Genomic DNA, 25,963 nt, shown 5'->3' on the forward strand with positions numbered 1-25,963 from the left:
TTTGTATGTTAAAAGTTGAAGGTTTAACAAAAACATTTGGAGAGATGACAGCACTTGATGATGTCACATTTGAAATTCCAGATGGAAAAATATTAGGGTTAATTGGGCAAAATGGAGCTGGAAAATCAACAACTTTCCGCTTAATTTTAAACTTTTTAGATCAAGATAAGGGAACGATCACTTGGGATGGTCAGCCGATTAAAGAGGAAGATTATAACATTATCGGCTACTTACCAGAGGAGCGAGGACTTTATCCAAAATCAACGATTGAAGATCAGCTGGTCTACTTTGGTCGCTTGCGTGGTAAAACTAAAAAGGAAATTGTGCCATTGATTGATCATTGGATGGATAAATTTGAAGTCAAAGGTAAAAAGACTGATAAAGTAAAAACCTTATCAAAAGGGAATCAACAAAAAGTTCAGTTGATCGCGACATTGATTCATGAACCTAAATTGGTCATTTTAGATGAGCCTTTTAGTGGTTTGGACCCAGTGAATGCGGAACTGTTAAAACAAGGTATTATTGAGTTAAAAGCGAAAGGATCATGTGTTATTTTCTCAAGTCATAACATGGAAAATGTGGAACAAATCTGTGATCATTTGGTCATGCTTCGCAATGGTCAAATGGTGCTGGACGGCGTGGTGCAAGATATCCGTGAGCAGTTCGGTAGAACCCATCTTGAAATCGAAACAGCTTTAACGAAAGAAAACTTATTAGAGATACCGGGTGTTGTTGAGGTGACTGAAAAACGTCATAATATGTATTCGATTCATTTAACAGAACCAGAAGTTGGTAAAGTTATCTTTGAAGAAGCCATGAAATTAACAGATTACTTACCAATCTTCAATCAACAGCCACCAACCTTGGAGGAAATATTTAAATTAAAAGTAGGTGAAAAAGATGAATAAGTTTTGGGTTGTTGCCTTAGAAACGTATAAGAAACATGTGAAGTCAGTTAGTTTTATTATGATGATTATTGCGCCTTTATTTTTCATGGGAATATTCGCAGGTACTACTTACATGGGTCAAAAATTTAATCATTCAAAAGAAGTCGCAATTGTCAGTGAAGTAGAAGGTTTAGGGAAAACTTTTACTGAGCAAACAAAAGAAGAGTTTGATATTAATAAAAAAATAACCACAGAAGATGCAGCAAAAAAAGCATTAGAAAAAGAAGAAATTGATGGTTACATTGTTATTCATGAGAATCAAGAAAAATTAGAAGGTCAATATGTTGGAGTGAAATCACTTGGTACAGATAACTTACAGGTGATTCAGCAAAGTTTAAACCAAATACAATTAGGAATGAATGCGGATAAATTGTCCTTATCTCAAGAAGAAGTTGGTAAAATATTATCACCAGCAATATTCACTGAGAAACAAGTAAAAGTGTCGGATGGTAAAATTGAAGAAAATAAAGATAATAAAATAGTAATGATGATAGTTGGAATGATTGTTGTCTTTATGATGTATTTTATTGTGATGCTCTATTCAACGATAACAGCTCAAGAGGTTGCTTCAGAAAAAGGAACACGAATCATGGAAGTGATTCTATCAAGCACTACAGCATCTAAACATTTTTATGGTAAAATTACAGGAATTTCTTTAGTGATTTTAACTCAAGTTGGTGTTTATCTTCTATCAGGAATTATTGGTTTTATGTTTGTTAAAGATATGGATGTTGTTAAATCTTTCTTTGAGGAAGTTCCGGCAGGAGATTTATTGAGAGGGTTACTAGGTTACAACTTACTTTATTTGTTATTTGGTGTGTTGATCTACACTATCTTAGCAGCCTTTTTAGGATCTTTAGTTAATAAAGTTGAAGACTCAGCTAAAGCAGTAGCACCACTAACTTACTTAATCATGATTGGATTTATTGGTAGCTTTTCTGTAGGAATGGCAAATCCACAAAGTATTATTGTTAAAGTGATGTCATTTATCCCGTTTCTTTCTTCATTTGGTATGCCAGTTAGGATTGCCAACAATGATGTGACAACGATGGAGGTTATGATTTCTCTAGGATTACTTGTGATTAGTATCGTTGTCTTATTGAAATTATCAGCTAAAGCCTATAAATCAACTGTGTTAATCTACAGTGATAAGAGTATGATGAATGTCTTTAAGGATGCAATGAAGTTAACGAAATAGGTAGTGAAAAAGCGTTAGAACGGGGGATGTTCTAACGCTTCTTTTATTTTTTTCTAATTATCACCTGTCATAGGATTAAGGCTGAAATTCGCCTTTACGTGGACGGTAGGAGTCGAACCTACACCTTACATATAGGAAAAAACTTTCAGCTATACAAGTATAACACCAAGTTCATCCACTGATTTATTATATAACTACTATAATTCAAAGAGTTTAAGAAAAGTTAAAGTAAGTATGAAGAAATCGGTAACAATTTAGGTTAAAATAAGAAGGAAAACAAAAAGTAGGTGACCTAAAATTTTAACGAACATCATAACCTTTACCGCAACGAATATAGATGATTTACTTATTTTGACATTATTCTTTGGTCAAAACGCTCACTTCGGAAATCGAACGAACATTGTCGTTGGGCAGTTTTTAGGAATGGGATTTTTAGTGGGTATCAGTGTATTTCTATCCCTAACACTTCAAAAATTTGAGCAATTTAATCTGAATTATCTTGGTATTGTTCCGATAATTCTAGGGATAAAACTATTAATGGAAAAAGAAAAACAAGAAGAGGTAGTCAGTGAAAGTGATAACAGTTTGATCATTCAAATTTTCCTAATAACCATTATGAATGGTATGGACAACATTGGTGCTTATACGCCATTATTTAGTACTTTTACTTTAGCTGAGTTAATTCAGTGTGTGTTGACGTTTTTTGTGATGACAGCTTTATGGTGCGGGCTAGGAATTGTGATTACTAGGATTACCTGGGTGAAAGAGAAAATCGAGGGAGTTCCTAAATGGTTCTTGCCCCTTGTATTAATGTACGTTGGACTGGGAATACTTTTTGATTGGTAAACTAAATAAGCAATAAAAATACATGATTGTGTTTTTATTGCTTATTTTTATTTGCCTATGTCATCAATAAAACTAAAAACCTCTAATTTATCAGTAATTCCATTGTTCTATTATAAAAAACACTATTTATAAAATAGGTAGCAATAGTAACACAAATAGTTATCTTAGATATGCTGTGGAGATACAAGAGTATAATAAAAAGTGTTATAAAATTAATTAATGGAGATGGTAAAATGTCAAACGAACAAGTAGCATTTGTCACAGGTGGCGCACAAGGGATTGGAGCAGCAATCGCTAGAAGATTAGCTAAAGATGGTTTTGCAGTCGGTGTTGCTGATTTGAATTATGATTTAGCCAGTGAAGTAGCGAAAGAAATCAACGCAGATCAAGGAAAAGCGTATGCTGTAAAAGTGGACGTTAGTGATCGCGACGATGTATTCAAAGCAGTGACTGAAGTAGCAGATCATTTTGGTGGCTTTGATGTCATTATTAACAACGCTGGCTTAGGCCCAACGACACCAATTGAAACAATCACGCCTGAAATGTTTGATAAAGTTTATCATATTAATGTAGGTGGCGTTATTTGGGGAACGCAAGCAGCGATTGAGCAATTTGAAAAATTCGGACATGGTGGAAAAATTATCAATGCCACTTCTCAAGCAGGGGTTGTTGGTAATCCAAACCTTTCTTTATATTCTAGTACAAAATTTGCAGTACGTGGCTTAACTCAAGTAACAGCCAGAGATTTAGCTGAAAGAGGAATTACGGTGAATGCATTTGCTCCTGGTATCGTTAAAACACCAATGATGATGGATATTGCTCATAATGTAGGTAAAAATGCAGGCAAAGATGATGAATGGGGCATGGAACAATTTGCTAAAGACATCGCCATGAAACGTTTATCAGAACCAGAAGAAGTGGCATCAGCAGTCGCCTTCCTAGCAGGACCAGATTCAAATTATATGACAGGCCAAACCCTAATCGTAGATGGCGGCATCCAATTTCAATAAAAGGGTAGTTCTAAATGCGCCTAGCTCCGAGCGACTGGAAGAAACCTATACAAATAGAAGAGAGGAGAATGACGGATTGTTGTCATTCTCCTCTTTAATTATGAGCAAACGGTGTCACGGAAGTAGCTTCGGCGGAAATAAGCTGAACACTTCCATGACAACCTCTTAATTTCCCCCAAAATAAAAAACCAAAACTTGAAATAAGTTTTGGTTTTTTTGAATATCTTATAGTAATTTGTTGTAGAATTCTACTACGAATGCTTCGTCGATATCTTGTGATAACTCTTCACGTTCTGGTAAACGAGTTAAGCTACCTGATAAAGTTTCAGCGTCAAAGCTTACGAATGCTGGGCGTCCTAATGTAGACTCAACAGCTTCTTTGATGAAAGTAACATCTTTAGATTTTTCGCGAACTGAGATTACTTGTCCTGGTTGTACGCGGTATGATGGAATATCAACGCGTTTACCATCAACAGTAATGTGACCGTGGTTTACAAACTGACGTGCTTGACGACGAGTTGTTGCTAAACCTAAACGGAATACTACGTTGTCTAAACGTTGCTCAAGTAAGATCATGAAGTTAACACCGTGTTTACCTTCAGTGATGTTACCAGCTGCTACGAATAAATTACGGAATTGACGTTCTGTTAAGCCGTAAGTAAGACGTAATTTTTGCTTTTCAGCTAATTGTAAGCCGTACTCAGATTTGTTTTTTCTTTGGTTAGGTCCGTGTTGACCTGGTGCATAAGGACGACGAGCTAATTCTTTACCAGTTCCTGATAATGAAATGCCTAAGCGTCTAGAGATTTTCCAACTTGGTCCAGTATAACGTGACATGAATAATTCCTCCAATAAATTTCTTTAGTTTTGGAGTAAAATAATTTCTTAAAAATATTAACATCCGCTTAGTTTATTTTTCAATCTTCACCCTTGCAGCCGTGGCTACGCAATTGAACCTATGAATAGGCAAACAAACTAATAACGAGCTGCTTATTTTTTAGCTGCATTATTTTACACAAAATCTATTATACACTGTTTTAGTCGTTTGCGTCAATCGAAAAACGAGATTATTTCAACTAGCAAATTTTTGACGTATTTTTTTTCATTTTTTAATATAATATTAGTGATATTTGTGATAAATTATTCATTGTACTTATTTTAAAATTATTAGGAAAAGTGAGAGAGGATTTTAAGAAAATGGCGCATAGTTCAGAGTTAATGGCAAAAATCGATGCTTCAATCGAGAAAAAGAATGAACTCATCGATAAAAAATTCAGTAAATACGCAGTAAGATCAATTTTAGCAACATTGTATTTGGCGTTAGGTTCAGCAATTGCCTTAGGATTAGGGCTTAAATTTGATGGTTCAGTTGGAAAAATGTTATACGCCTTCACATTTGGTTTAGGTTTAGCATTAATCATCTTTTTAAACGCAGAACTAGGAACGTCAAATATGATGTACATGACTGTCGCAACCTACCGAAAGAAATTAAAACCATCAAAAGCATTTAAAATTTTAATGGTATGTGTATTGTTCAATTTAATCGGTGCAATCGTGGTAGCTTATCTATTATCTGTCACAGGATTTTTTAAAGGATTACCCGCAGATAACTTCCTAACACATATAGTAGAAGGAAAGTTCCAAAAAGGAATCCCACAAACAGTGGTGGAAGGAATGTTTGCTAACATTATTGTTAACTTAGCGATTCTTATGTCAATGAAGGCAAAAGATGATGCAGCAAGATTTATGTCGATTTTATGTGTCATTTTTATTTTCACGTTTTTAGGATTTGAGCATGTGATCGCCAACTTTATTTATTTCCCATTAGCATTCTTCTCATCAGGAGGAGCAGTTGTGGGTATGACAGTTGGCGCCCTAGCAACAAACATCATCTTCACATTTATCGGAAACTTTATCGGTGGTGGGTTAGTTATTGGTTTAACTTACGCTTGGTTGAATAATGATGAGTCGTTGAAGTATTTGGATTAGAGATAATAATTAAATAGTAGAAAAAAGCATCGTTCAATTTGAATGATGCTTTTTTTGCACTAAAAAATAACGAAAAGAATTATTTTATAAAGAAGTGTAGCTTAATTGAGAAAACATTAATAAATAACTGTTGTCTGTTACTGGTTTAATAGGAAAAGAACATAAACTAACTGAGAATCACGGATATTGTATATACCTTTAGCTGTTTTTTATTTGTGCTATTTCACTAAATGTAAAAAATATAAGTCTTTTTGTAAAATATACCAAGCATGTTATCGTTCTAAAAATATTAAATCGTATAATTAGAGTGTTTTAATTCTGTATAAGCGATATTAAGTAAGTTAAACCGTACAATAAACGTTCTATTAGTATGTTAAATAAACAAAAATATAGAAAAAAATAAATAATTATGTTAGTATTTAAATATACAAAAAACTTTTTTATATAAATTTAAACGATATTTTTAAGTGTTCGATTACAAAATCAAAGTATTTAGTTTTATGTCTTTAAGTTTTTAAAACGTGTTTTTGTAAAGAGTTAAGTGTTTTTTTATTATTTAGTTTTATTTTAATTAGTTTTATCTCATTTTTCTCTTATTTAAAATTATTTGTTTTTTTAACATATGATTTATATTGTTTAATTTATCATCTTTTAATAATCGTTTTTTATGTTATTATAATAATTGTATGTGAATGTAATAACTGTTAAATGTATATTTTATTAAAAGTGTAAAAGGGGACAGTGAATGTGAAGAAGAAAAAAGAATCTAATAAGAAGAAAAAGCACGACACTCGAGATAAACGACATAAAGGTAATGATAAAAAAACAGGCCCAAGTAAAAAGAGTAAAAGAATAGCGGCGTTTCTTAATTTAATATTTTATTTAGTTATGCTGAGTATTTTTATCGGTGCTGGTTTAATGGCGATTATGCAAAAACAGGACAAGTCGCTAAATGGTTACCGAATGTTTGGGGTTTTAACCGATTCAATGGTTTCTCCTGGAAACAAGATTAAAGAAGGCGGTTTCAGATCAGGAGATATTATCATTATTAAAGAGGTAAAGGCCAAAGATTTGAAAAAAGGTGATGTTATTACGTATCGTCCTTCAACAAATCCAGATAATAAAAATAATAACTACTTAACGCATAGGGTTGTAAAAGTCCAAAATGATTACAAAGGTCGTGAAGGATATTATTTTACAACACGTGGTGACGCGAATAAGACGGATGATATGCCGATGAGTGAAAAAGCGTTAGTAGGTAAAGTGGTTGGTAGAATTCCTAAAGTTGGAGGTATTCTAGCTTTTATAAAAGAGAATTTTGTGCTATCACTTATTTTTATTCTATCAGTGGTTGGATTCTTTTGGGTAATTAGAATGTATATTTTAGCAAGTGATGACGATGAGGAAGAAGAAAAAAAACCTCGTAAAGAAGTGAAAGAAGTTTCAAAGAAAAAGTCATCAAAATCATCTAAATCTAAGAAATCTAGTAAACATTCAAAGGAAAAAACTCACAGTAGTAAGAGCAGCAAGTCGAAGAGTCACTCACACAAATCTAAGAGTGGTAAATCGAAAAAGAGCAAGACTAAAAAGTAGGTATTTACTCATTTTATGAGTTGATATAAAAATAATATAAATTGGAGGAATTATTCATGAAAAGCAAAAACAAGAAAAAATGGCTAGCAACTGCAGCAGCCTTAGCCGCTGTAGCTGCAATGGCGGGTACATTTGCCTGGTTCCAAAGTAAAGACGAAGTAAAGAATGAGTTCGAAGGTTCGATTGCTGGTAACGACATCGAGATTGTCGAAGATTTCGAAAAACCAACTACTTGGGAACCTAATGTAGAAACGAAAAAAGATGTAGCGGTTAAAAATAGTGGGAAATATAATGCGTTCATTCGTGTTAATTTGGCAGAAGAAATCACTAAATTGAAATCAGAAAATCTTGATGGTAAATATACATCCAACGGTGCTGATATTGCTGCTGCTGACTATGTTATGCCATTAAGCATGAAAAAAGCAGATATTGAATCTAAGTATCCTACTGTTAGTACGTTAGAAGGTACAGCACCAAAAATTACTATTAAAGGTAAAGAGTACACTCTTGTTGTAAGAGAAAAATCAGAAACAGTTGATAAAGGTACTAGATATCAATATCTTTCTTATTGGGATAATGGTACAGAAGGCGAAGAATTATACGCTAGAACAGGCGGATTTGTTCGTAAAAATGATAAATTAACGCCAAAAAATACGCCACAAGTGAAATACATTAAGATTGAATACCAAGCACCAGTTAAAAAAGATTGGACAAACCCAGTTTATACACCAGTTACAGCTGGAACACCTGGTGGACCAATCAAAGGTGACGGTTCTGCAAGCATTGTTCTTAAAGGTGCTGCAGATGATAAAATTGAAATTAAATTTGTTAACGTGTCTGAAAAACCAGTAACAGGTAAATGGAACTACAACCTTAAAGATGGAAGTTTCTACTATATTGGCGTTGTTCCTGCACAAGAACAAACAGCTCAACTTATTGAATCTGTAAAATTATCAGGTGCTGCTGGAAATGAATATAGTAAAGTTAAATACAATTTAGATGTTAAAGCTAAAGGTATTCAAGCTCACGCAGAAGCGGTTGATTCAGCAGATTGGTTGGGTGAAAAAGGACCAAATAATATTAATGGCGATATCTCAAAAGCTCTTAAAGAATTGCCAGAAACTAATAAAACTAAATAATCATTAATGTTAATGCTACAAAAAATTTAATCAAATGAGAACACGAGCCGGTTGATAAGATGATTAGTCATCATTCTATTGACCGGCTATTCTCAAAAAGGTGGGAAGTAAGCTAATGAAAAGAAAATTTCTATTACTTCTGATACTTTTACCTAGTTTATTATTATTTGTTCAACCAATGAAAACTGTTGCTCAGGACTTACCCCCAGGAATGGTGGTAGGGGATGAGAAAGGGATCAAAGCGAGCAAAGATGGCGAGTATTTTGTTAAGGTAGATAATGCGATGCCAGGTATGTCTTGGCACAAAAATATTTCTCTGCTAAATATGGAAAAAGATGTCCCATATCACTTAACAATGCTCATCTCTCCACCCAAGGTATCTGGGAGTTTAGATTTGTCAAAAGCCATCCAGATGAAATTAACCTATGAAGGCAAAGTTGTCTATGAAGGGCCAGCTTCTGGATTAAGTGAAAAAAACAATCTTCAATCTAAACCACTAGATTTGGGAACTTTTAAAGCAGGAGACAGTCGTTCTTTAGAAGTTGATTATTCTCTTTCGGGAGAGTACACCAATAAAGATTTTGAAACTAAAAATAAAATGGAGAACGTTTGGACCTTTTATGCGGTCAAAACAAAAGAGCCTGTTGTTCCCAAGAAAGATAAAGATTCGAAAATATCAATCAAATCTATCGGAAGACTTCCAATGACAGGTGAAACTGTCAAACAAATGATGATTATCTTCTGTATGGGAATGTTGATTGTGTTAATCTTCCTGTTAATTTGGAAAAAGAAACATAAAGATCGTGCCAATATAAGCAAAGGAGGGGAGTAACGTATGAGTTCTAAATCTCGAAAAAGAAAGAAAAAGAAGTTGATGCGAAAAATCAAAAAGATTCAAAAGCATCATCGGAAAATTTCTTTAGTTGTCACGTTACTCGCTATCATTAGCTTCTTTTCATTTGTCGGTACGTTTGCATGGTTCACTTCTGAGGATGACGTCTCCAATAAATTTGAAGGTGGAAAGTTAGCCGCAGAAATTACAGAAGTCTTTATCCCAAACAATGAATGGGAACCGGGAGAAAAAACAACCAAAGAAGTTAAAATTGCTAATACGGGAACTGTTCCAGCGTTTGTCAGAGTTTCTTTATACGAGTTCATCCTTAATTTTAAAGTGGACGTGACAGACCAAACAGGAAACGGTAACTTAGCAACAGCGAGTGAAGCAAAAAAACCAGGAGTCGATCGTGACGATACAGGCACATGGCAACCTGCCGCTGACGGAGATGGCACGTTTAAGCAAGGAAACAAGTTTTACATTGCTGACAAATCGTGGGTTTCTGATCCAGAAGCAAGAACAGGCATGTATGAGTATCAGAAAGAAAGAAAGACGGCACCACAAAAATTTATCTCGTTGAACTTTCCAGATCATATAAAAACAGCAGTTGATCCAAACGCAACAGGCGATTATTGGTTGTATTCAAATGGTTATTTTTATTATTCAAGACCATTAAAACCAGGTGAAAAAAGTAATGAAGTGTTATCTTCACTTACTTTATCAGATGCAATTCCTAATAAATACAAAGGTTCATTATACAAATTGAAAGTCTATATGGACGCTCATGATGCAACCGAACCTATTTTTAGCGAATGGCGCTTGAACCAAAACGATCCAGCCTATCAATTATTAAAACCACAACTAAAATAGGAGGTGCGGTAAGTGAAACGCAAGATTCGAAAATTTAAGAAATTAAAATTAAGTAAAAAAATAATTCTTACCGCGTCTGCTTTAGTTATGACCGTTGTAATGATTATGGGAATGAAAGCAGTTTATGCTGCGATGAAAGATAGCGACAAGGAAACAAATGATTTTCAAATTGCTAATTTAAGAGGTGACATCACAGAAAAATTCACACCACCGACTAAAGATAATCCAATTGAACCTGGACAAAAATATCAAAAAGAAGTGAAAGTGAAAAATTCTGAAAATGCACCATTCTTTGTAAGGGTATTGGTTGTACCAGAAATTGAAGACTCTGATGGAACCTTGTTACCAAGCGAGATTGGTAAAGAGGTTCTTGTTGACGTTCATCCAGATTGGGTATTAGGAGAAGATGGTTTCTACTATTATATGAAGAAAGTTCCAGCTGGAAAAGAAACGACTGAATTATTTAAGACAGTGACTTTAGATGAAAAATTAGCATCTAATAAAGATTATTCTTATAAAGATGCTAAGATGACGATTTCTCTGAAAAGTGAAACAGTCATATCAGCCGGAGATAACTACCGAAAAGCATGGTGGTTAGGTAAAGTACCAACAGAGAAGAATTTGAAAACAGTAGATGCAGAGTTACAGAAGATAAAGGGGGGGAAGTAAAGTGAAAAAGAATAATTTAATGAAAAGGTTGCTTGCTTTCACCGCCTTTATTTTGACTTTAGTGAGTATGACTTTTGGTATGAGTGGGAAAGTATTTGCGGAAGACGAACCTTCTAATTTGCCACCAAATGATAAGACGTTAGAATTATTTGATTGGGGTAAGAATTGGCAAAAGAATGGGTCAATTACATATAAAGCGACGCACAATCCATATAAAAAAAGAGTAGATGATAACCTAAGAAAACCTATGGAATTTTGGGGTGAGTATGAAGTTAGTGGGGAGCCAGGTGATACATATTCTTCATATACTTTAGGTACTTATCAACCCACCACTGTGAGAAAAAAGGGTACATCTGAAAAAGCAAATTGGTTTAATTTTCCTAGTTATGGTGAGTGGACTATCTCAGATTCTAAAAGATGGCAAAATCTACCTGTGGAGGCTTCAGGATATACAGAAAAAAAAGATTCTGGCTTTTTTGTTAATACATACACAGCGAAATACAATTTACCAGTAGTAACTTATGAAGCTGAGGGATGGCCAGCTCCTGATAAGTCAGCTAACGGGGCTGGTATTTCCAATATACCAGCGATAAAACCTGGCGAAAATTTTAATGATAAATCTGTCAGGTACGAGTTTAATGAGGGACAAAAAGGACCGGCAAAGGCCAAGTGGTACATGACTGGGGAGTACGATAACAGTAAAGTCATATTTCCAGATGATGGAGAAGCTTTTCGGCAAGGTGTTAATCATATTATACTGGTTCCTCAACTCATTAAAGTAACTTATCGAGATGTAGATACGTTAGAAGAGGTTAAGGGCCTGTCTCCCCAGGTTTTAGGTAAAAAGGGATCTTGGAAAGATGTAGTAAATGTTACTGGTTTAGATGCAACAGTTCCTGGTTATCACAATTTAGGATTTCAAGAGGTTTCTGGTGCAGTTATAAATAGTAGTTATGTTCGTCAAAATAAAGATGGTGTTTGGTCTACAGGTAAACAAAGTAAGGTTGGTACTTTAGAGAAAGGTAGTTCTAAAAAAGTTGTTCAGGACTATGAACAAAAAGGGATTGTTGTTTGGTTAGAAAAAGAAAAAGCCAACGCAGTTACTTCTAAAAAAGTGTCTAAATCTGAAGTGCCAATGGAAGTATTCACAAAAGAAGGCGAAAAAGAAAACAACGATCACAGAAAAGTTGATTATTCGGTTCGTGTAACTAATAGAAGTAACCCTAATGAGGTAGTTTCAACCTTAGATGATTTTACTTTAGTGGATGAACTTCCTGAAGGGGTATCCTTAGTAGAGCCTTTTAAAATGGAACACATCGTCACAACAACAAGACGAGATGAAGTTCCAGAAAAAAGTAAATCTGGTGGTAAAAGACCTTATTATGAACTTAGTAAGAAAACTGGTAGCGATGGTAAGGTGAGACAAGTTATTACTATCTATGGATCACGGATTCAAGTTGGACAGTATGATGAGTTTTATTATACAGCTCAGGTTGATCAAGGTAAGCACGATGAAGTGAAAACTAATACGGCAACTGTGACAGCGCCTAATACTAATAAGTCTACAGTAAAGGCTTCTTTTAAAATTTCAGATAAACCAAAACTATCGACAGTTAAAAGAGTGAAAAACTTATCGACTGCTGGAAGTGATTATGCTGAAAAAGTAGCAGGTAAGAAGCAAGATAAGTTACAGTACCGTGTGCAAATTGCGAATACTCAATATGGGACACCTCCTGCTACAGGAATCTTAAATGAAGCTAAACTTGTAGATAAAATTCCAGAAGGGTTATCAGCTCCTACTAATATCCAAGAGTATATTAACGGAGGTAAGCGAAATATTCCTGAAAAGAGTAGGGCGACAGCTTCAGACAAAGTGTATTATGAATGGAATTCCAACACACGTGAATTAACAATAGTTGAAAAATCACCGTTAAAAGTTGGGCTTGCTCATTGGATTTATTATGATACAACTATTGAGACTTATAGTAGTAGCAAGGTTAACAAAGCAGTTGCCACTAGTCCGGGAATCGATCCAAGTGAGGGTAAAGCAACTGTGACGATGTTTGCTGACTCTAATCCTTATATTGAAAAACATGCTTTTAAATGGAAGGAAGACGGGACTAGAGGAAACAAAATTAAAGAAATTGGTGTAGGAGAGTCGTTTAGTTATTTCCTTTATTTTGCTAATGAGAAAACAAGTCCTGAGAAGCCTGGGACAGATTTGATGAGGGATATTGTCGTAAAAGATATCTTACCAGAAGGACTGGAAGCACCTAAAAATGTTCTCTTTGATTCAGGTAAAAAAGATAATCCAGATGCAGTTATTCCGCTAAAAACAAGTGATGACCAAAAAGGTAAATATTACGAATGGGATGAAAAGACTAGAGAATTAAAAGTAACTTTAGGCTCTGCCTATGGTATAGCTCCTAATGGTTCAGCTTGGTCTATTACTTTCGATACAAAATCAATTGCTAATAAACCAGGTGATGTTCTAGTTAATAAAGCTGAACTTTATTCTGATAGTGAAAAAGTACCAAAAGCAACTTATGACGTGAAAGTTGGTAAAGATGTCAAAGTAACCTTCCACACAGGTGATGATGTTATCACACGGACTATGCCTAATCCAAATCCACAGTACCCTGGATATGGAAATAAGGCGAAAAGACCAAAACAAAATCCGCTTGGCTATAAATATCATCAATATAGTATAGACAGTGGAAAAGGTAAGTATGATGCTAATGATCCTAAACAAGGTGATGCGAATAGGGAGCTTGACGGTAGGTATCCTGATAATAAATTTGTAGACTGGTACTTGGATAAAGAATTTAAGATTCCTTATAATTTTGATACTCCAGTAACAAAAGATGTTGATTTATACGCTAAATGGATACCTAATCCAATACCTGGGATGTTGAAAAAAGCTTTCAATAGAAATACATTAGAAAGTGAAAATGATCAAGGTCCATATAAATCTCCAGGGAATCAACTTACTGAAGTGAATGTGGGGGACAAGTTTTCATATATGGCGATTGCTCGTAATGGAGATCCTACTAGGGAAAATATAAGTATTCGAGATTGGAGAGATATATTACCAGAGGAAGTTGCATTACCAACAAAAGTTGAATTGTTTACAGTTGATAGCAAGAAAGAGCCTAGTGATAGATTACCGACCGCTATTCCTGGTACAGTGAAAGTCTATGAGATTTTCGAAAAATCAAAAGTAGCTTCAACTGAACGTGATGAGTACTATGAAATTGTGACAGGTGAGAATGGTAAGAGAGAAATTTACTTTAGAAACTTGAAATCAAATGAAATTATAGGGAAAGAATTGCGTGGCTTTATTTTGGAAACGAAGTTAGAAAAACGACCACCTCTCAATAATAAAAAGTATATAGTTAGAAATTCTGCTTCTTTTATAACTGATAGATCATACGGTTACATACCTCTTGAAGATGGTAGTTTTAAAGGATCTCTATTAACGCTGTATGCCCATTCAGAGGTTGATGTTCCATGGAAAGTCGAATTCGAACCTAATGGCGGAAAACCTAAACCTAAGGATCAGTTTGTTAGAAATGAAAAATTAGCAACTGAACCAAAAGATGACCAAGTTCCGAAAAAATCTGGTCATTCATTTGAAGGTTGGTATGAAGACAAAGAATTAACGAAGAAATATAATTTTGGAACTCCTGTTACAAAAGACATGATTCTTTATGCTAAATGGAATAAAGACCCAGATGTTAAAGTAACCTTCCATACAGGTGATGATGTCATCAAACGGACTAAACCTGACCCAAATCCGCAGTATCCTGGATATGGGAATAAGGCGACTAGACCAAAACAAGAACCGCTTGGTAAAGAGTACCACAATAACTATAAAGGTAATAATCCTAAACCTTACTATGATGCAGATAACAAAGACGAAGGTAAGGATGATCGATCAACAGATGTTAGGATTCCAGATAATGTCTTTGTTGATTGGTACATAGACAAAGAGTTTACTCAAAAGTATGATTTCAATACACCGGTAACAGAGGATATTGATTTATACGCCAAATGGAAACCTAATCCAGGTTCTGGTCACTTTAAAAAGGCATTTGACCGAAGCACACTAGATACTATGCAGGACAAAGGACCTTATAAAGCACCAGGGAATCAATTGACAGATATTCGTGTGGGTGATAATTTCTCTTATATGGCAATTGCCAGAAATCGTGACCCAGAACCAAAAAGAGATGATTTGATTCGTGAAGAATTGGAAGATTACTTACCATCTGAAGTAGCGCTTCCGTCAAAAGTTGAACTATTTACAGTAGATGGTGAGTTGTTGCCAGGTTCTGGAACCCAAACAGCTGTCCTTGGTACGATGAAACGTCATGAAATATTTGAAAAATCTAAAGTTAATTCACCGGACACAGATGAATATTATGAGATTGAGACACATACAGATGGTACAAGAATTATTCACTTTAAAAACTTGAAAGAAAAAGAAATTAAAGGAAATAATTTTGCAGGCTTTATCATGGATACAAAACTAGAAAGACGTCCATTAATTAATAATCAAAAAGAATACACGTTTACCAATATGGCACAGTATATTCAGGCTAATCAAAAAAGTTATGTACCTAATAAAGATGGAACTTTTGGAGAATCTGTATACAGAATGTTAGCTTTTGCAACTGTCCATGTTCCGTGGAAAGTCGAATTCGAACCTAACGGAGGTGCACCTAAGCCTAAGGATCAGTTTGTTAGAAATGAAAAACTATCGACTGAACCAACTGGTAATGACGTTCCTAAAAAGGCAGGTTATGTCTTTGAAGGTTGGTATGAAGACAAAGCATTAACGAAGAAATTTGATTTCAAAACACCGATTACTAGAGACTGGATACTCTATGCGAAGTGGCGGAAAGATATTGAACCTACAATAGATAAGAGTGTTAATAAACCAGAATTTTATGTTGGTGAAACAGCATCTTACGAAATAAAAATGCGTAATACAACGAATTATGATTTAGAAGATGCCTATTTAAAAGATATTTTAGCTGAAGGAATGGAAAAACCTAAAAACATTAAGTTGGACGGAAAAGAAGTTCCAGAAGGTAAAAATAATGCGACGAGTGATGGCGAGTATTACACTTGGACTCAATCTGAAAGAAAATTAGAAGTGTACTACAAACTACTAGCAGCTAATAAGCAAAAAACACTAACATATGATTCTAAAATATTAGAAGGTAAAGAGGGCGAAATCAAAATAAATAATGTCGAATTGACAGGATCCAATACAGAATTTGTAGCTAAAAGTAAAGCTGAATTTAAAATTTTAGCTAACAAAGGAATTCTTCATGTGAAACAAGAAGTTATTGGTAAACACGAAGATGTAGTGGTTCCAACGACAGGTTATATGAGTTTTGATAATGTGAAACCAAATAATCCTTCTGATAAGAAAAATCAATTGTCGGCGTTAGTGCCTTCTTATGAAGCAGACACAAACAAACCATATAAAGATATCAAACTAAAATGGTTTGAAGGTTACACAGGTTACCAAACCACTGCTAAAATTCCAGAGTTTTATGAATACGATGGCTATCAATTAACAACGGATAATGGCAACCATGCTTCTAAAAACAAAAAGAATGAAGCTATTTCACTTATTGATATGGCAAAAGGCAAAGAGTATTGGTTGACTGTTTATGTGAAACCTAAAGTTGGCGAAGATGGACCACCATTTTATAATTGGGATTATAAGACCAATGATTTTGGTAAAGTTTATATTCAAAAACCGAAAAATGTGCGTTTCAAGTTTTATTATTTAGACTCATCTAAGAATAGAAAAACGGTCAATTTGGTTAATTTTGAAACATACGCTGAGGGTATTTTACCAAAATACTTCGATAATTTATCAGACTATTACTACAAAATGACAATCCCAGGAGCAATTGAAAATAAAAAGTATTCATCTAGTGGAGAAATGAAAGATATTGTTGTTGAGGGTGACGCTGTAGATATGACTAAATTACCGATGGAACTACCAATTAAAATTTATTATACTGATAAAAATGGTAAGGAAATCGAATCTGTGAGTGATTTTGGTGGAAATGGAATAAATAACCCTAAAGTGGCTGATGGAACAAGTGGTTTTGGAGACATCAAATTGTTAGACAAAGAAATTAAAGATGATCCTAACGCTGATGAAATAGTCGTAAGCTATCGTTACACTTATACAACGTATATTAACGATTTTTAATAAGAGATTTAGCCAGGAGATTTATTTTCCTGGCTTTTTTGTTATACTGAATCTAATAACTCTAGGAGGATTCACATGAATAAAAAATTAATCGCCTTTGATATCGACGGAACCCTAATTAATGACGAACACGCTATCTTACCAGAAACACTTGCAGCAATAACTCAACTTCAAAATGAAGGACATATGGTGATGTGTGCCACTGGACGCAGCTTACCCCTAGCAGAAGAGGTTTTGAATGAATCTGGAATAGAACACGCTGTATTGAGTAACGGAGCTGTGGCCTTCTCTAAGGGGGAGCAAATCTATAGTAATCCTTTAAACCGTGAAGCCATGCTTAAGTTAGTTAAAGTAAGTGCTGAGCGCAAGATTGATTTAGTGTTTAACGGTTTAAAAGAAACGAAATTAAATAATCCTAACTATAACCCTGAAACTAAAATTGCCATGGAAAGTTTTGGGCAAGCTTTACCAGAGATTGACGAAACATTCCACGAAAGAGCAGAAGTTTATCAAATTGTCGCTTTACTTGATGAGAGTAAAATGGATGCTTATGTAGGGAAATTCCCAGAATTTCGTTTTGTGCGTTGGCATGAGCATGGAATCGATGTTTTACCACACAATGGCTCAAAAGCAGAAACACTGAAATTTGTGGCAGATAAGTTTGGCTTTGCCCAAGCAGATATAATGGCTTTTGGCGATGGGAATAACGACATGGAGATGCTAGCGTATGCTGGTGTGGGTGTGGCCATGGGAAATGGTAAGGAAGATTTAAAAGCAGTCAGTGATTTTGTGACCCTTTCAAATAATGAAGGTGGTATTGTTCACGCGCTGAAAGAATATAATTTAATCCAATAAAAAAAACGATTCCTAAGAATCGTTTTTTTATTGGATTAATAACACATCGTCAGCTGCGTAATTTGGATTTTCTGGGTTGATATGATCGTAAAACATAATACCGTTTAAGTGATCAAGCTCATGTTGAATCACAATCGCTGGATAATCTTTTAGGCGTAATTTATGTTTTTCTCCATCTTGATCCATATAAGAAATCGTAATTTTAGCATTTCTTACCACAAGACCAGGAACATGACGATCGACTGATAGACAACCTTCACCTTCTTCAATTGCAGCTTGTTGTACCGAATGGCTTAACACTTTCGGGTTGTACATGACAGTGCTTAAAAAAGGCTCGCCACCTTCTTCTTCCATATTAGGTATTTCAATCGCTGTGATTCTCTTAGAAATATTAAGTTGGGGAGCCGCTAAACCGACACCACCACGAAGTTGGTATTTTTCAGCCAACTCAGGGTCTTGACTATTCTTTAAGAATTCGCTCATTTTAATGCCTAATTCTCTATCTTCTTCAGATAAAGGAAATGAAACCTCATCTGCTACTTTACGAAGTGTTGGATGGCCTTCACGAATAATATCGTTCATTGTAATCATTTGTGTGACACTTCCTTTCTATATAATTTATTCTATCATAAGCTTACTCAAATCATTGTAATATTTGTTTCCTTAAAAAGAAAGACTAATATGGAGAAAAATTGCAAAAAAGCACAAGAATTTCTTGCTTTTAGTGTAAAAATCGGGTAAAGTACCATTGTGTGATGTTAAACGTCACAACCTATTTCTAGGTTATTCGAATCACCAACGAATTACTCAGTTGTAGGAAAAAAATATAAGAGGTGAAAGAAATGGCAATTACAAAAGAACGCAAGAATGAAATCATCAACGAATACGCACGTCATGAAGGAGATACTGGTTCTCCAGAAGTACAAATCGCAGTTTTAACAGCTGAGATCAACGCTTTAAATGAGCATGCTCAACTTCATAAAAAAGATCACCATTCATACCGTGGATTAATGAAAAAAATTGGACACCGTCGTAACTTATTAGCTTACTTACGTAACAACGATGTTCAAAGCTACCGCGAATTAATCCAAAAATTAGGTTTACGTCGTTAATTTTTAAAGAATTTAGAAAAAGTGAGGTCTGGTTTGGATCTCGCTTTTCTTTTAAAAAAGAAGAGCACGGTGAAGGTGAAACTACTATGCAAATGTGAGGATTTGTAGTCAACAATTTTGACATTTGTTTAGTAGAACTTATCATCAGTGCGATATAAGGAGATTATTAAAATGTTGAATTCTGAAAAAAGAGTATTCGAAACAACTTGGGGCGGACGTACGTTATCTGTTGAACTAGGACAATTAGCCAAACAAGCAAATGGTTCAGTTTTAGTAAGATACGGAGACACAGTGGTGTTATCTGCGGCAGTAGCTTCCAAAAAAGCAAAAGATGTGGATTTCTTCCCATTAACAGTTAACTACGATGAAAAAATGTATGCAGTTGGTAAAATTCCTGGAGGATTCATTAAACGTGAAGCTCGTCCTAGTGAAACAGCAACCTTAACAGCTCGTTTAATCGATCGTCCAATTCGCCCAATGTTTGCGGAAGGTTTCAGAAATGAAGTTCAAATTACTAACGTTGTCATGAGTGTGGAACAAGATTGTAACCCTCAAATGGCTGCTATGTTAGGTTCATCATTAGCATTATGTGTTTCAGATATTCCTTTCAATGGCCCAATTGCTGGTGTTGAAGTAGGTCGTGTGAACGGTGAGTATGTGATTAACCCAACAGTTGAGCAAATGGCAGTTTCAGATATCGAATTAACAGTCGCTGGAACAAAAGATGCCATCAACATGGTGGAAAGTGGCGCGAAAGAAGTATCTGAAGAAGATATGTTAGGTGCTCTTTTATTCGGTCATGCTGAAATCAAACGTTTAGTAGAATTCCAAGAAGAAATTGCTAAAGAAATTGGCAAAGCTAAAATGGAAATCACTTTGTTACAAATTGATGCAGATTTAGAAAAAGAAATTAATGATGCTTTCCAAACTCGTATGGTTGAAGCGATTCAAACAGAAGAGAAATTAGCTCGTGAAGACAACATTGACGCATTAAAAGAAGAAGTTACAGCTTTATATGAAGAAAAATTTGCTGAAGATGCAGAGTCAGCTAAAGTAATGAAAGAAGTTCGTCAAATCTTAGAAGACATGGAAAAAAATGAAGTCCGCCGTTTAATCACTATCGAAAAAGTCCGTCCTGATGGTCGTAAAATTGATGAGATTAGACCACTTGCTTCTGAAACGGGTATTTTACCACGTGTTCATGGTTCTGGACTGTTCACTCGTGGACAAACACAAGCTTTAACAACATGTACCTTAGCACCTCTTGGAGAACATCAAATTATTGACGGCTTAGGTGTGGAAGATAGTAAAAGATTTATCCATCACTATAACTTCCCACAATTTTCAGTTGGTTCAACTGGACCATCACGTGGACCAGGTCGTCGTGAAATTGGACATGGTGCTTTAGGCGAGAGAGCCTTAGCTCAAGTTATTCCAAGTGAAGAAGAATTCCCATACATGATTCGTTTAGTTTCTGAAGTCTTAGAATCAAACGGTTCATCATCACAAGCAAGTATTTGTGGTGGAACATTAGCACTTATGCACGCTGGTGTGCCAATCAAATCACCAGTAGCAGGTATTGCCATGGGACTTGTTATGGATGACGATAACTACACTGTTTTAACAGATATCCAAGGCTTAGAAGATCACTTAGGAGACATGGACTTTAAAGTGGCTGGTACAAAAGATGGTATCACAGCCCTACAAATGGACATTAAAATCCAAGGAATCACTGAACAAATCCTAAAAGAAGCTTTAGCACAAGCGAAAAAAGCTCGTATGGAAATCTTAGCTAACTTAACAGCAACAATTGCTGAACCAAGTAAAGAGTTAAGCAAATACGCACCTAAGATTGAAATGATCCAAATTAAAGCAGATAAAATCAAAACAGTTATCGGTAAAGGTGGGGAAACCATCAACAAAATTATCGATGAAACTGAAGTTAAAATTGATATTGATCAAGAAGGTAATGTCAGCATTGCTCATTCAGATCAAGACAAGATTAACCGCGCCATTGAAATTATCAGAGAATTAGTTAGAGAAGTTGAACTTGGCGAAGTTTACTTAGCTAAAGTTGTTCGTATCGAAAAATTCGGTGCCTTCGTTAACTTATTCGGAAATAAAGATGCTTTAGTGCATATCTCACAATTAGCTCACGAGAGAGTTAATAAAGTAGAAGACGTTCTTAAGATGAATGACGAAATTTTAGTTAAAATCACTGAAATCGACAAACAAGGTCGTGTCAACGCATCAAGAAAAGCAATGATCGAAAAACCAAAAGAAGAAAAAACAGAAGAGAAATAAGCGTGGTAAAAACGGCGTTTAGCTCCAAGCAACTGGAGAAAATCAAAAATAATCCGCTTTTTGGATTAATTTTGATTTTTGAAGTTGTCGTAGGAGCTGCCGTTTGAACCCGGACTAAAGCGTGAATAAAAAATCGTTTTGCTCAGAGTAACTGGAAGAAAACTCAAACAATCCGCTCTTTGGATTGATTGAGTTTTCTGAAGTTACCGAAGGAGCAGATTTTTTATTCCGGACTAAGGCGTGGTGAAAAAGACGTTTAGCTCCGAGTAACAAAAAAGAAAGTTAAAGCATATCATCGCTTTAACTTTCTTTTTTGTTTGGATTTTTTTGTTTTATAGAAATAAAGGTCGGAACCAGATGAATACGTACTAAAAATAAACCAAAGAAGAATAATAAGCCAATTAAACTCTTGAGTGAAAAGAAACGTAACGGAAACTAAAATAATCATCAATAGAACGGCTTCAGATAAAAATAAAATGAGATTGGAAGCGTTTGGTAGTTTGGTTCTGATCCAATTAAAAAGTCTGTCATTTTGCGGTTTGTTCTTTCTTCCGTAAGCAATAATAAGAGTGAATAGTCCAGAAAAGAAGAGTGAGAAAATGCCTGTTAATAAGTAACTAGTCCAATCTACCATTGAAGCAGGATCGCTAAAGCTCATCGACACAAACCAAGTCAGAAATAATATAAGAAAAATGCTCCAGTTAGGAAAATTTGATTTGTACTCAAAAAAACTAACAAATAAAATTGGTAAGAAAATCTGTAAATCTCCTAAAATATTAAACTCAGGATTAGTAAAAAATTGAAACAAAATCACTATAAGCAATAGAATTGAAAAAAACAAACCATCACAATATTCTTTTTTCATGAGAAACCTCCTTTTAGATGTGTTCATAAAGTTGTTGTTTTGTGTAAAAATAAACTTTACATTCAATCTATACCAAAAACTTCTGTTTTCAAACAAAGTATATATAATAAAAGTATATCATGTGTTTTATAGCAATACCAATTTGACGGAAAATCTTTTTTCAAACTTCTGTTTTTAAACAAGTCATTTTTTCAAGTTAAATCAATTGCTTTGTGGATAAAAAAAGTCTATAATAGCTATTTGAAGTAGAGAAAGGAATGAAACTTTCATGAAACTAACAAATGCAACTGAACAAGCATTAGCAATCATGGCCATCTTAGCAACACAAGATGAAGATGTTCCGGCTTCTTCCCAAGCAATTTATCAAAAGCTATCGGTTTCTCAGTCTTATGTCAAAAAATTATTAAGAAAATTAGTCGTTTCTAAATTGATAGAAGGCGTTTCAGGAAACAACGGTGGTTTTTATATAGAAAGAGACTTGAACGAGATTTCTTTATTAGATATTGTTGAAGCGATTGAAGGCCCTCTTCATTCATTTCCACATATTGGTGTTTTAGAGCGAGCGTTCTTTGATTTTAATGAGATTGCTCAAAACGGAAATGAAAAAATCACCCAAGTTTTTACGCAGGCAGATAGTGCTTGGAATGAAGAGCTGAGACAAGTTACAATTCAAGCAGTACTAACAGATGTTTTCGAACATTATGGAGAAATTCCTAGAAAAGATTGGAATCAAAACGTGTAAGGTGGGATAAAATAATGAAAAGAAGAATAAAGAATGTATTAGAGTTATATCGTTTAGATTGGACAAGAATCTATAAGAACAAGTTAACCTTTGTATTAATCATTGCGTTAATGTTTATCCCGTCACTGTATGCGTGGTTTAATATTGCCGCACTGTGGGATCCGTATTCAAATACGAGCGACATCAAAATAGCAATTTATTCAGATGATAAAACTGCTGAAGTTATGGGAGAAAAAGTCAATATTGGTGACAAAATTGTGGATAACCTAAAAGATAACAAAAATATGGGTTGGCAATTTGTGAAATCCAAAGAAGAGTTAGATAAAGGTGTGGAAAGTGGTAAGTATTATGCAGGAATTTATTTACCTAAGAATTTTTCCGAAAACTTAGTCAGTTTTGTCAGCGGGGATATTAAGCACCCTGAAATTGATTACAGTGTGAACCAAAAGATTAATGCCATTGCGCCTAAGATCTCAGATAAAGGTGCTGGAACCATTAAAGATACGATTTCCGATGAATTTGTTACAACGGTGAGTAAAACCTTAATGGAGATTTTAAATGAAATTGGTTTTGACTTAGATAGTAATCTTCCTTCTATTAGAAAGATGACGACGAAGATTTTAGAAATTGACGACCACTTAGATGAGATTGATGGTTACGCTCAAGAAGTTGTCGATTTAAATAAAAAAATGCCTGAATTAAAAGGTAAATTAAATCAAGCCAACGAATTTGTTGGGTTGATTCCAGAATTTAATGAAATGACCAAAAAAGTTATTACATTAAATGAAAAAATGCCAGAGATTGAAAAATATGGTGGCATGGTGTATCAAGCTCAAGATAAAATTCCCCAAATAAAAGACGCTGGTCGTCAAATTAATCAAGTCGATCAAGATTTTGATCAAGTGGTTCAAATGATGGATGATGCGATTAATGAAGCCAAAAAAGGCTTAGGAATTATTTCAGACGCTCAAAAAGTTCTACCAGAAGTAGGCGAGCTTGCTAAAACAGCAAACACAATGATTCCTGAAGTTAAAAATAGTTTAACGAAAGTTCAAGAGGCGCTACCTAATATCGCAAGTGGTGTGAATTCAGGGATTACCATTGTTCAAGTCGTATCTAGTGAGACAATCGTGATTACAGATGGTTTAATAAAAATCATTGGCGATAACGAACTCTCAGCAAATGAAAAAGCACAGTTAAAAGCAGATTTAGAGTCTTTATCTAGCCGCTTAGGTGGACAAAGCGAAATGATTCAAGGCATTATCGAGTTACTTCAAAACCTACAAGGATTAACAGGTTCTAATAACTTAGATGGTGTAATTGCTAAGTTACAATCAGCTAAAACAGCAGTAGATGGCGCTAAAAACAGAGTGGACAATGTGATTGCTAATTTCGATACTTTAGCAGAAAGTCCAGCACAATTAAAACAAGCCTTAAATGATATTAGAAATGAAGCAGTGAATATTAATAATATTGTAAGTAGTATTGATGTGAACGCGATTCAAGCTGATGTGAATGCTTTAATCAAAGACGCGCAAGATGTTTTAACTAAAGCGGGTAACATTACCAATTCAGTGATTTCAGATGACTTAATTAATCGTTTAGATGGCTTAATGACAAGTACATCAAAAACAATTACGCAAGCGATTGGTTTCCTAGAATCTTATCAAAAAGAATTACCAGCGATTAAAGAAGAAATCCATGCAGCAAATGAACTCTTAAATGGTAATATGGATCTAATTGTTGGAGGAATCAATGACGGGGCAGCTTTCTTTAAAAATGATTTCCCTGTTCTTAAAAATAAATTAAATAAAGCATCAGACTTCATCCAGAAAGATTTACCTGGTATTGAATCAGATGTCCAAAAAACCATGAAGATGGTGAATGAAAAAGCACCGAAATTAGAAAGTGCTTTGGCTTCAGGTGTTGATTTGATTAACAACGACTGGCCGAAAATTAAAGACAGCATTGGTAAAGCAAGTAAACTAATTCGTGAAGGTCAAAAAGATGTGAACCTTGAAGAAGTGATTAAGTATCTTAAAAACGACGCGAATAAAGAAAGTAGCTTTATCTCAAGTCCAGTGAAACTAAAACAAACAGATGTGTATCCTGTTCCTAATTACGGATCAGCAAGTACACCATTCTATACAGCTCTTTGTTTATGGGTCGGTGCCGTTCTGTTTTCAAGTATTGCTTCTACTAAATTCCATTTAGATGAAGAACAAAAGAAAAAATATACAAAACGTGAGCAATTCTTAGGTCGAATGATGACTTACTTAACCGTTGGTTTATTCCAAGCATTCATCGTAGTGTTAGGAAATCAGTGGTTACTAGGTGCGTATACAAAACATCCAGTTTGGAACATGTTGTTTGCCTTACTCATTGATTTTGCTTTCATGATGATGGTCTATGTGCTCGTCGCCTTGTTTGATAATCTCGGTAAAGGGATTGCGATTATCATCTTGGTGCTTTCCATTTCAGCTGGTGGGGGTAACTTCCCAATTGAGATGTCAGGACCGTTCTTTAGAGCGATACATCCTTATATTCCATTTACTCATGCGGTGAATCTACTCCGTGAATCAGTGGGTGGTATCTACTGGCCATCTGCAGCCAAAGCTATTTCGATATTAGTGGGAGTAACAATCGGCTTCTTTATCGCAGGTTACCTACTTTATCCAAAAGCAGATCGTTTATTTAGAAAAGTGAATGAGAACTTAGCTAAAGGACGGATATTACATTAAAAAAATG

General features: G+C 34.8%; 19 protein-coding genes. 16 read left to right on the plus strand and 3 right to left on the minus strand.

What is annotated here, in order from left to right; translation table 11 throughout:
* Positions 1–5 precede the first annotated feature (5 nt).
* The 4 genes from G7082_RS07905 (at position 6) to G7082_RS07920 (ending at position 4,001) form a co-directional block, all read left to right on the plus strand.
* A complete protein-coding gene (locus tag G7082_RS07905; RefSeq protein WP_166034570.1) occupies positions 6–908 on the plus strand; it encodes an ABC transporter ATP-binding protein in 903 nt (300 codons plus the stop codon).
* Positions 901–2,145, plus strand: coding sequence for an ABC transporter permease (locus G7082_RS07910; RefSeq protein ID WP_166034571.1), 1,245 nt, complete (start codon positions 901–903; stop codon positions 2,143–2,145). Before G7082_RS07905 ends, G7082_RS07910 begins: the two co-directional genes overlap by 8 nt.
* A gap of 351 nt (positions 2,146–2,496) precedes the next feature.
* On the plus strand, positions 2,497–2,991 hold the full coding sequence (locus tag G7082_RS07915; protein ID WP_166034572.1) for a cadmium resistance transporter: 495 nt from the start codon (positions 2,497–2,499) through the stop codon (positions 2,989–2,991).
* A gap of 233 nt (positions 2,992–3,224) precedes the next feature.
* The gene (locus G7082_RS07920) at positions 3,225–4,001 is read left to right on the plus strand and encodes a (S)-acetoin forming diacetyl reductase (protein WP_166034573.1); all 777 of its coding nucleotides are present in this window, start codon (positions 3,225–3,227) and stop codon (positions 3,999–4,001) included.
* 225 nt (positions 4,002–4,226) lie between these two features.
* Here the strand turns inward: G7082_RS07920 and rpsD are convergent, their stop codons facing one another.
* Positions 4,227–4,838 (minus strand): 30S ribosomal protein S4, encoded by a 612-nt coding sequence (rpsD, locus tag G7082_RS07925; RefSeq protein WP_166034574.1) that lies wholly within the window; start codon positions 4,836–4,838, stop codon positions 4,227–4,229.
* 360 nt (positions 4,839–5,198) lie between these two features.
* On the opposite strand from rpsD, the gene G7082_RS07930 reads away from it, so the two are divergent.
* The 8 genes from G7082_RS07930 to G7082_RS07965 all read left to right on the plus strand — a co-directional run bounded on the left by G7082_RS07930 (position 5,199) and on the right by G7082_RS07965 (position 18,192).
* Positions 5,199–5,990, plus strand: coding sequence for a formate/nitrite transporter family protein (locus tag G7082_RS07930; RefSeq protein WP_166034575.1), 792 nt, complete (start codon positions 5,199–5,201; stop codon positions 5,988–5,990).
* A gap of 747 nt (positions 5,991–6,737) precedes the next feature.
* Positions 6,738–7,583: a signal peptidase I gene (locus G7082_RS07935; RefSeq protein ID WP_238842626.1), complete on the plus strand. Its 846-nt coding sequence runs from the start codon at positions 6,738–6,740 to the stop codon at positions 7,581–7,583.
* Positions 7,584–7,639: 56 nt separating this feature from the next.
* A complete protein-coding gene (locus tag G7082_RS07940; protein WP_166034576.1) occupies positions 7,640–8,722 on the plus strand; it encodes a BsaA family SipW-dependent biofilm matrix protein in 1,083 nt (360 codons plus the stop codon).
* 115 nt (positions 8,723–8,837) lie between these two features.
* Entirely contained in the window at positions 8,838–9,554 is a 717-nt protein-coding gene (locus G7082_RS07945; RefSeq protein WP_166034577.1) for an LPXTG cell wall anchor domain-containing protein, read from the plus strand.
* 3 nt (positions 9,555–9,557) lie between these two features.
* A complete protein-coding gene (locus G7082_RS07950) occupies positions 9,558–10,427 on the plus strand; it encodes a BsaA family SipW-dependent biofilm matrix protein (protein ID WP_166034578.1) in 870 nt (289 codons plus the stop codon).
* A 12-nt stretch (positions 10,428–10,439) separates the two neighbouring features.
* Entirely contained in the window at positions 10,440–11,096 is a 657-nt protein-coding gene (locus G7082_RS07955; protein WP_166034579.1) for a hypothetical protein, read from the plus strand.
* A gap of 1 nt (position 11,097) precedes the next feature.
* Positions 11,098–17,337: an InlB B-repeat-containing protein gene (locus G7082_RS07960; RefSeq protein ID WP_166034580.1), complete on the plus strand. Its 6,240-nt coding sequence runs from the start codon at positions 11,098–11,100 to the stop codon at positions 17,335–17,337.
* Positions 17,338–17,412: 75 nt separating this feature from the next.
* Entirely contained in the window at positions 17,413–18,192 is a 780-nt protein-coding gene (locus G7082_RS07965; protein WP_166034581.1) for an HAD family hydrolase, read from the plus strand.
* Positions 18,193–18,219: 27 nt separating this feature from the next.
* Here G7082_RS07965 and def read toward each other — a convergent pair whose 3' ends face one another.
* A complete protein-coding gene (def, locus tag G7082_RS07970) occupies positions 18,220–18,783 on the minus strand; it encodes a peptide deformylase (protein WP_166034582.1) in 564 nt (187 codons plus the stop codon).
* A gap of 251 nt (positions 18,784–19,034) precedes the next feature.
* Between def and rpsO the strand changes: the two genes are divergently transcribed.
* Positions 19,035–19,304, plus strand: a complete 270-nt coding sequence (gene rpsO, locus G7082_RS07975; RefSeq protein WP_166034583.1) for a 30S ribosomal protein S15 — start codon at positions 19,035–19,037, stop codon at positions 19,302–19,304.
* A gap of 171 nt (positions 19,305–19,475) precedes the next feature.
* Entirely contained in the window at positions 19,476–21,608 is a 2,133-nt protein-coding gene (gene pnp, locus G7082_RS07980; RefSeq protein ID WP_166034584.1) for a polyribonucleotide nucleotidyltransferase, read from the plus strand.
* A 292-nt stretch (positions 21,609–21,900) separates the two neighbouring features.
* Here the strand turns inward: pnp and G7082_RS07985 are convergent, their stop codons facing one another.
* Positions 21,901–22,473 (minus strand): hypothetical protein, encoded by a 573-nt coding sequence (locus G7082_RS07985; protein ID WP_166034585.1) that lies wholly within the window; start codon positions 22,471–22,473, stop codon positions 21,901–21,903.
* Between the two features lie 268 nt (positions 22,474–22,741).
* Here G7082_RS07985 and G7082_RS07990 point away from each other — a divergent pair, with 268 nt between their 5' ends.
* Positions 22,742–23,215: an Rrf2 family transcriptional regulator gene (locus G7082_RS07990; RefSeq protein WP_166034586.1), complete on the plus strand. Its 474-nt coding sequence runs from the start codon at positions 22,742–22,744 to the stop codon at positions 23,213–23,215.
* Between the two features lie 14 nt (positions 23,216–23,229).
* Complete coding sequence (locus tag G7082_RS07995) at positions 23,230–25,956, plus strand: YhgE/Pip domain-containing protein (protein ID WP_166034587.1); 2,727 nt, start codon at positions 23,230–23,232, stop codon at positions 25,954–25,956.
* Positions 25,957–25,963: the final 7 nt, after the last annotated feature.

The organism is Vagococcus hydrophili, from assembly GCF_011304195.1.
GTDB classification, from domain to species: domain Bacteria; phylum Bacillota; class Bacilli; order Lactobacillales; family Vagococcaceae; genus Vagococcus; species Vagococcus hydrophili.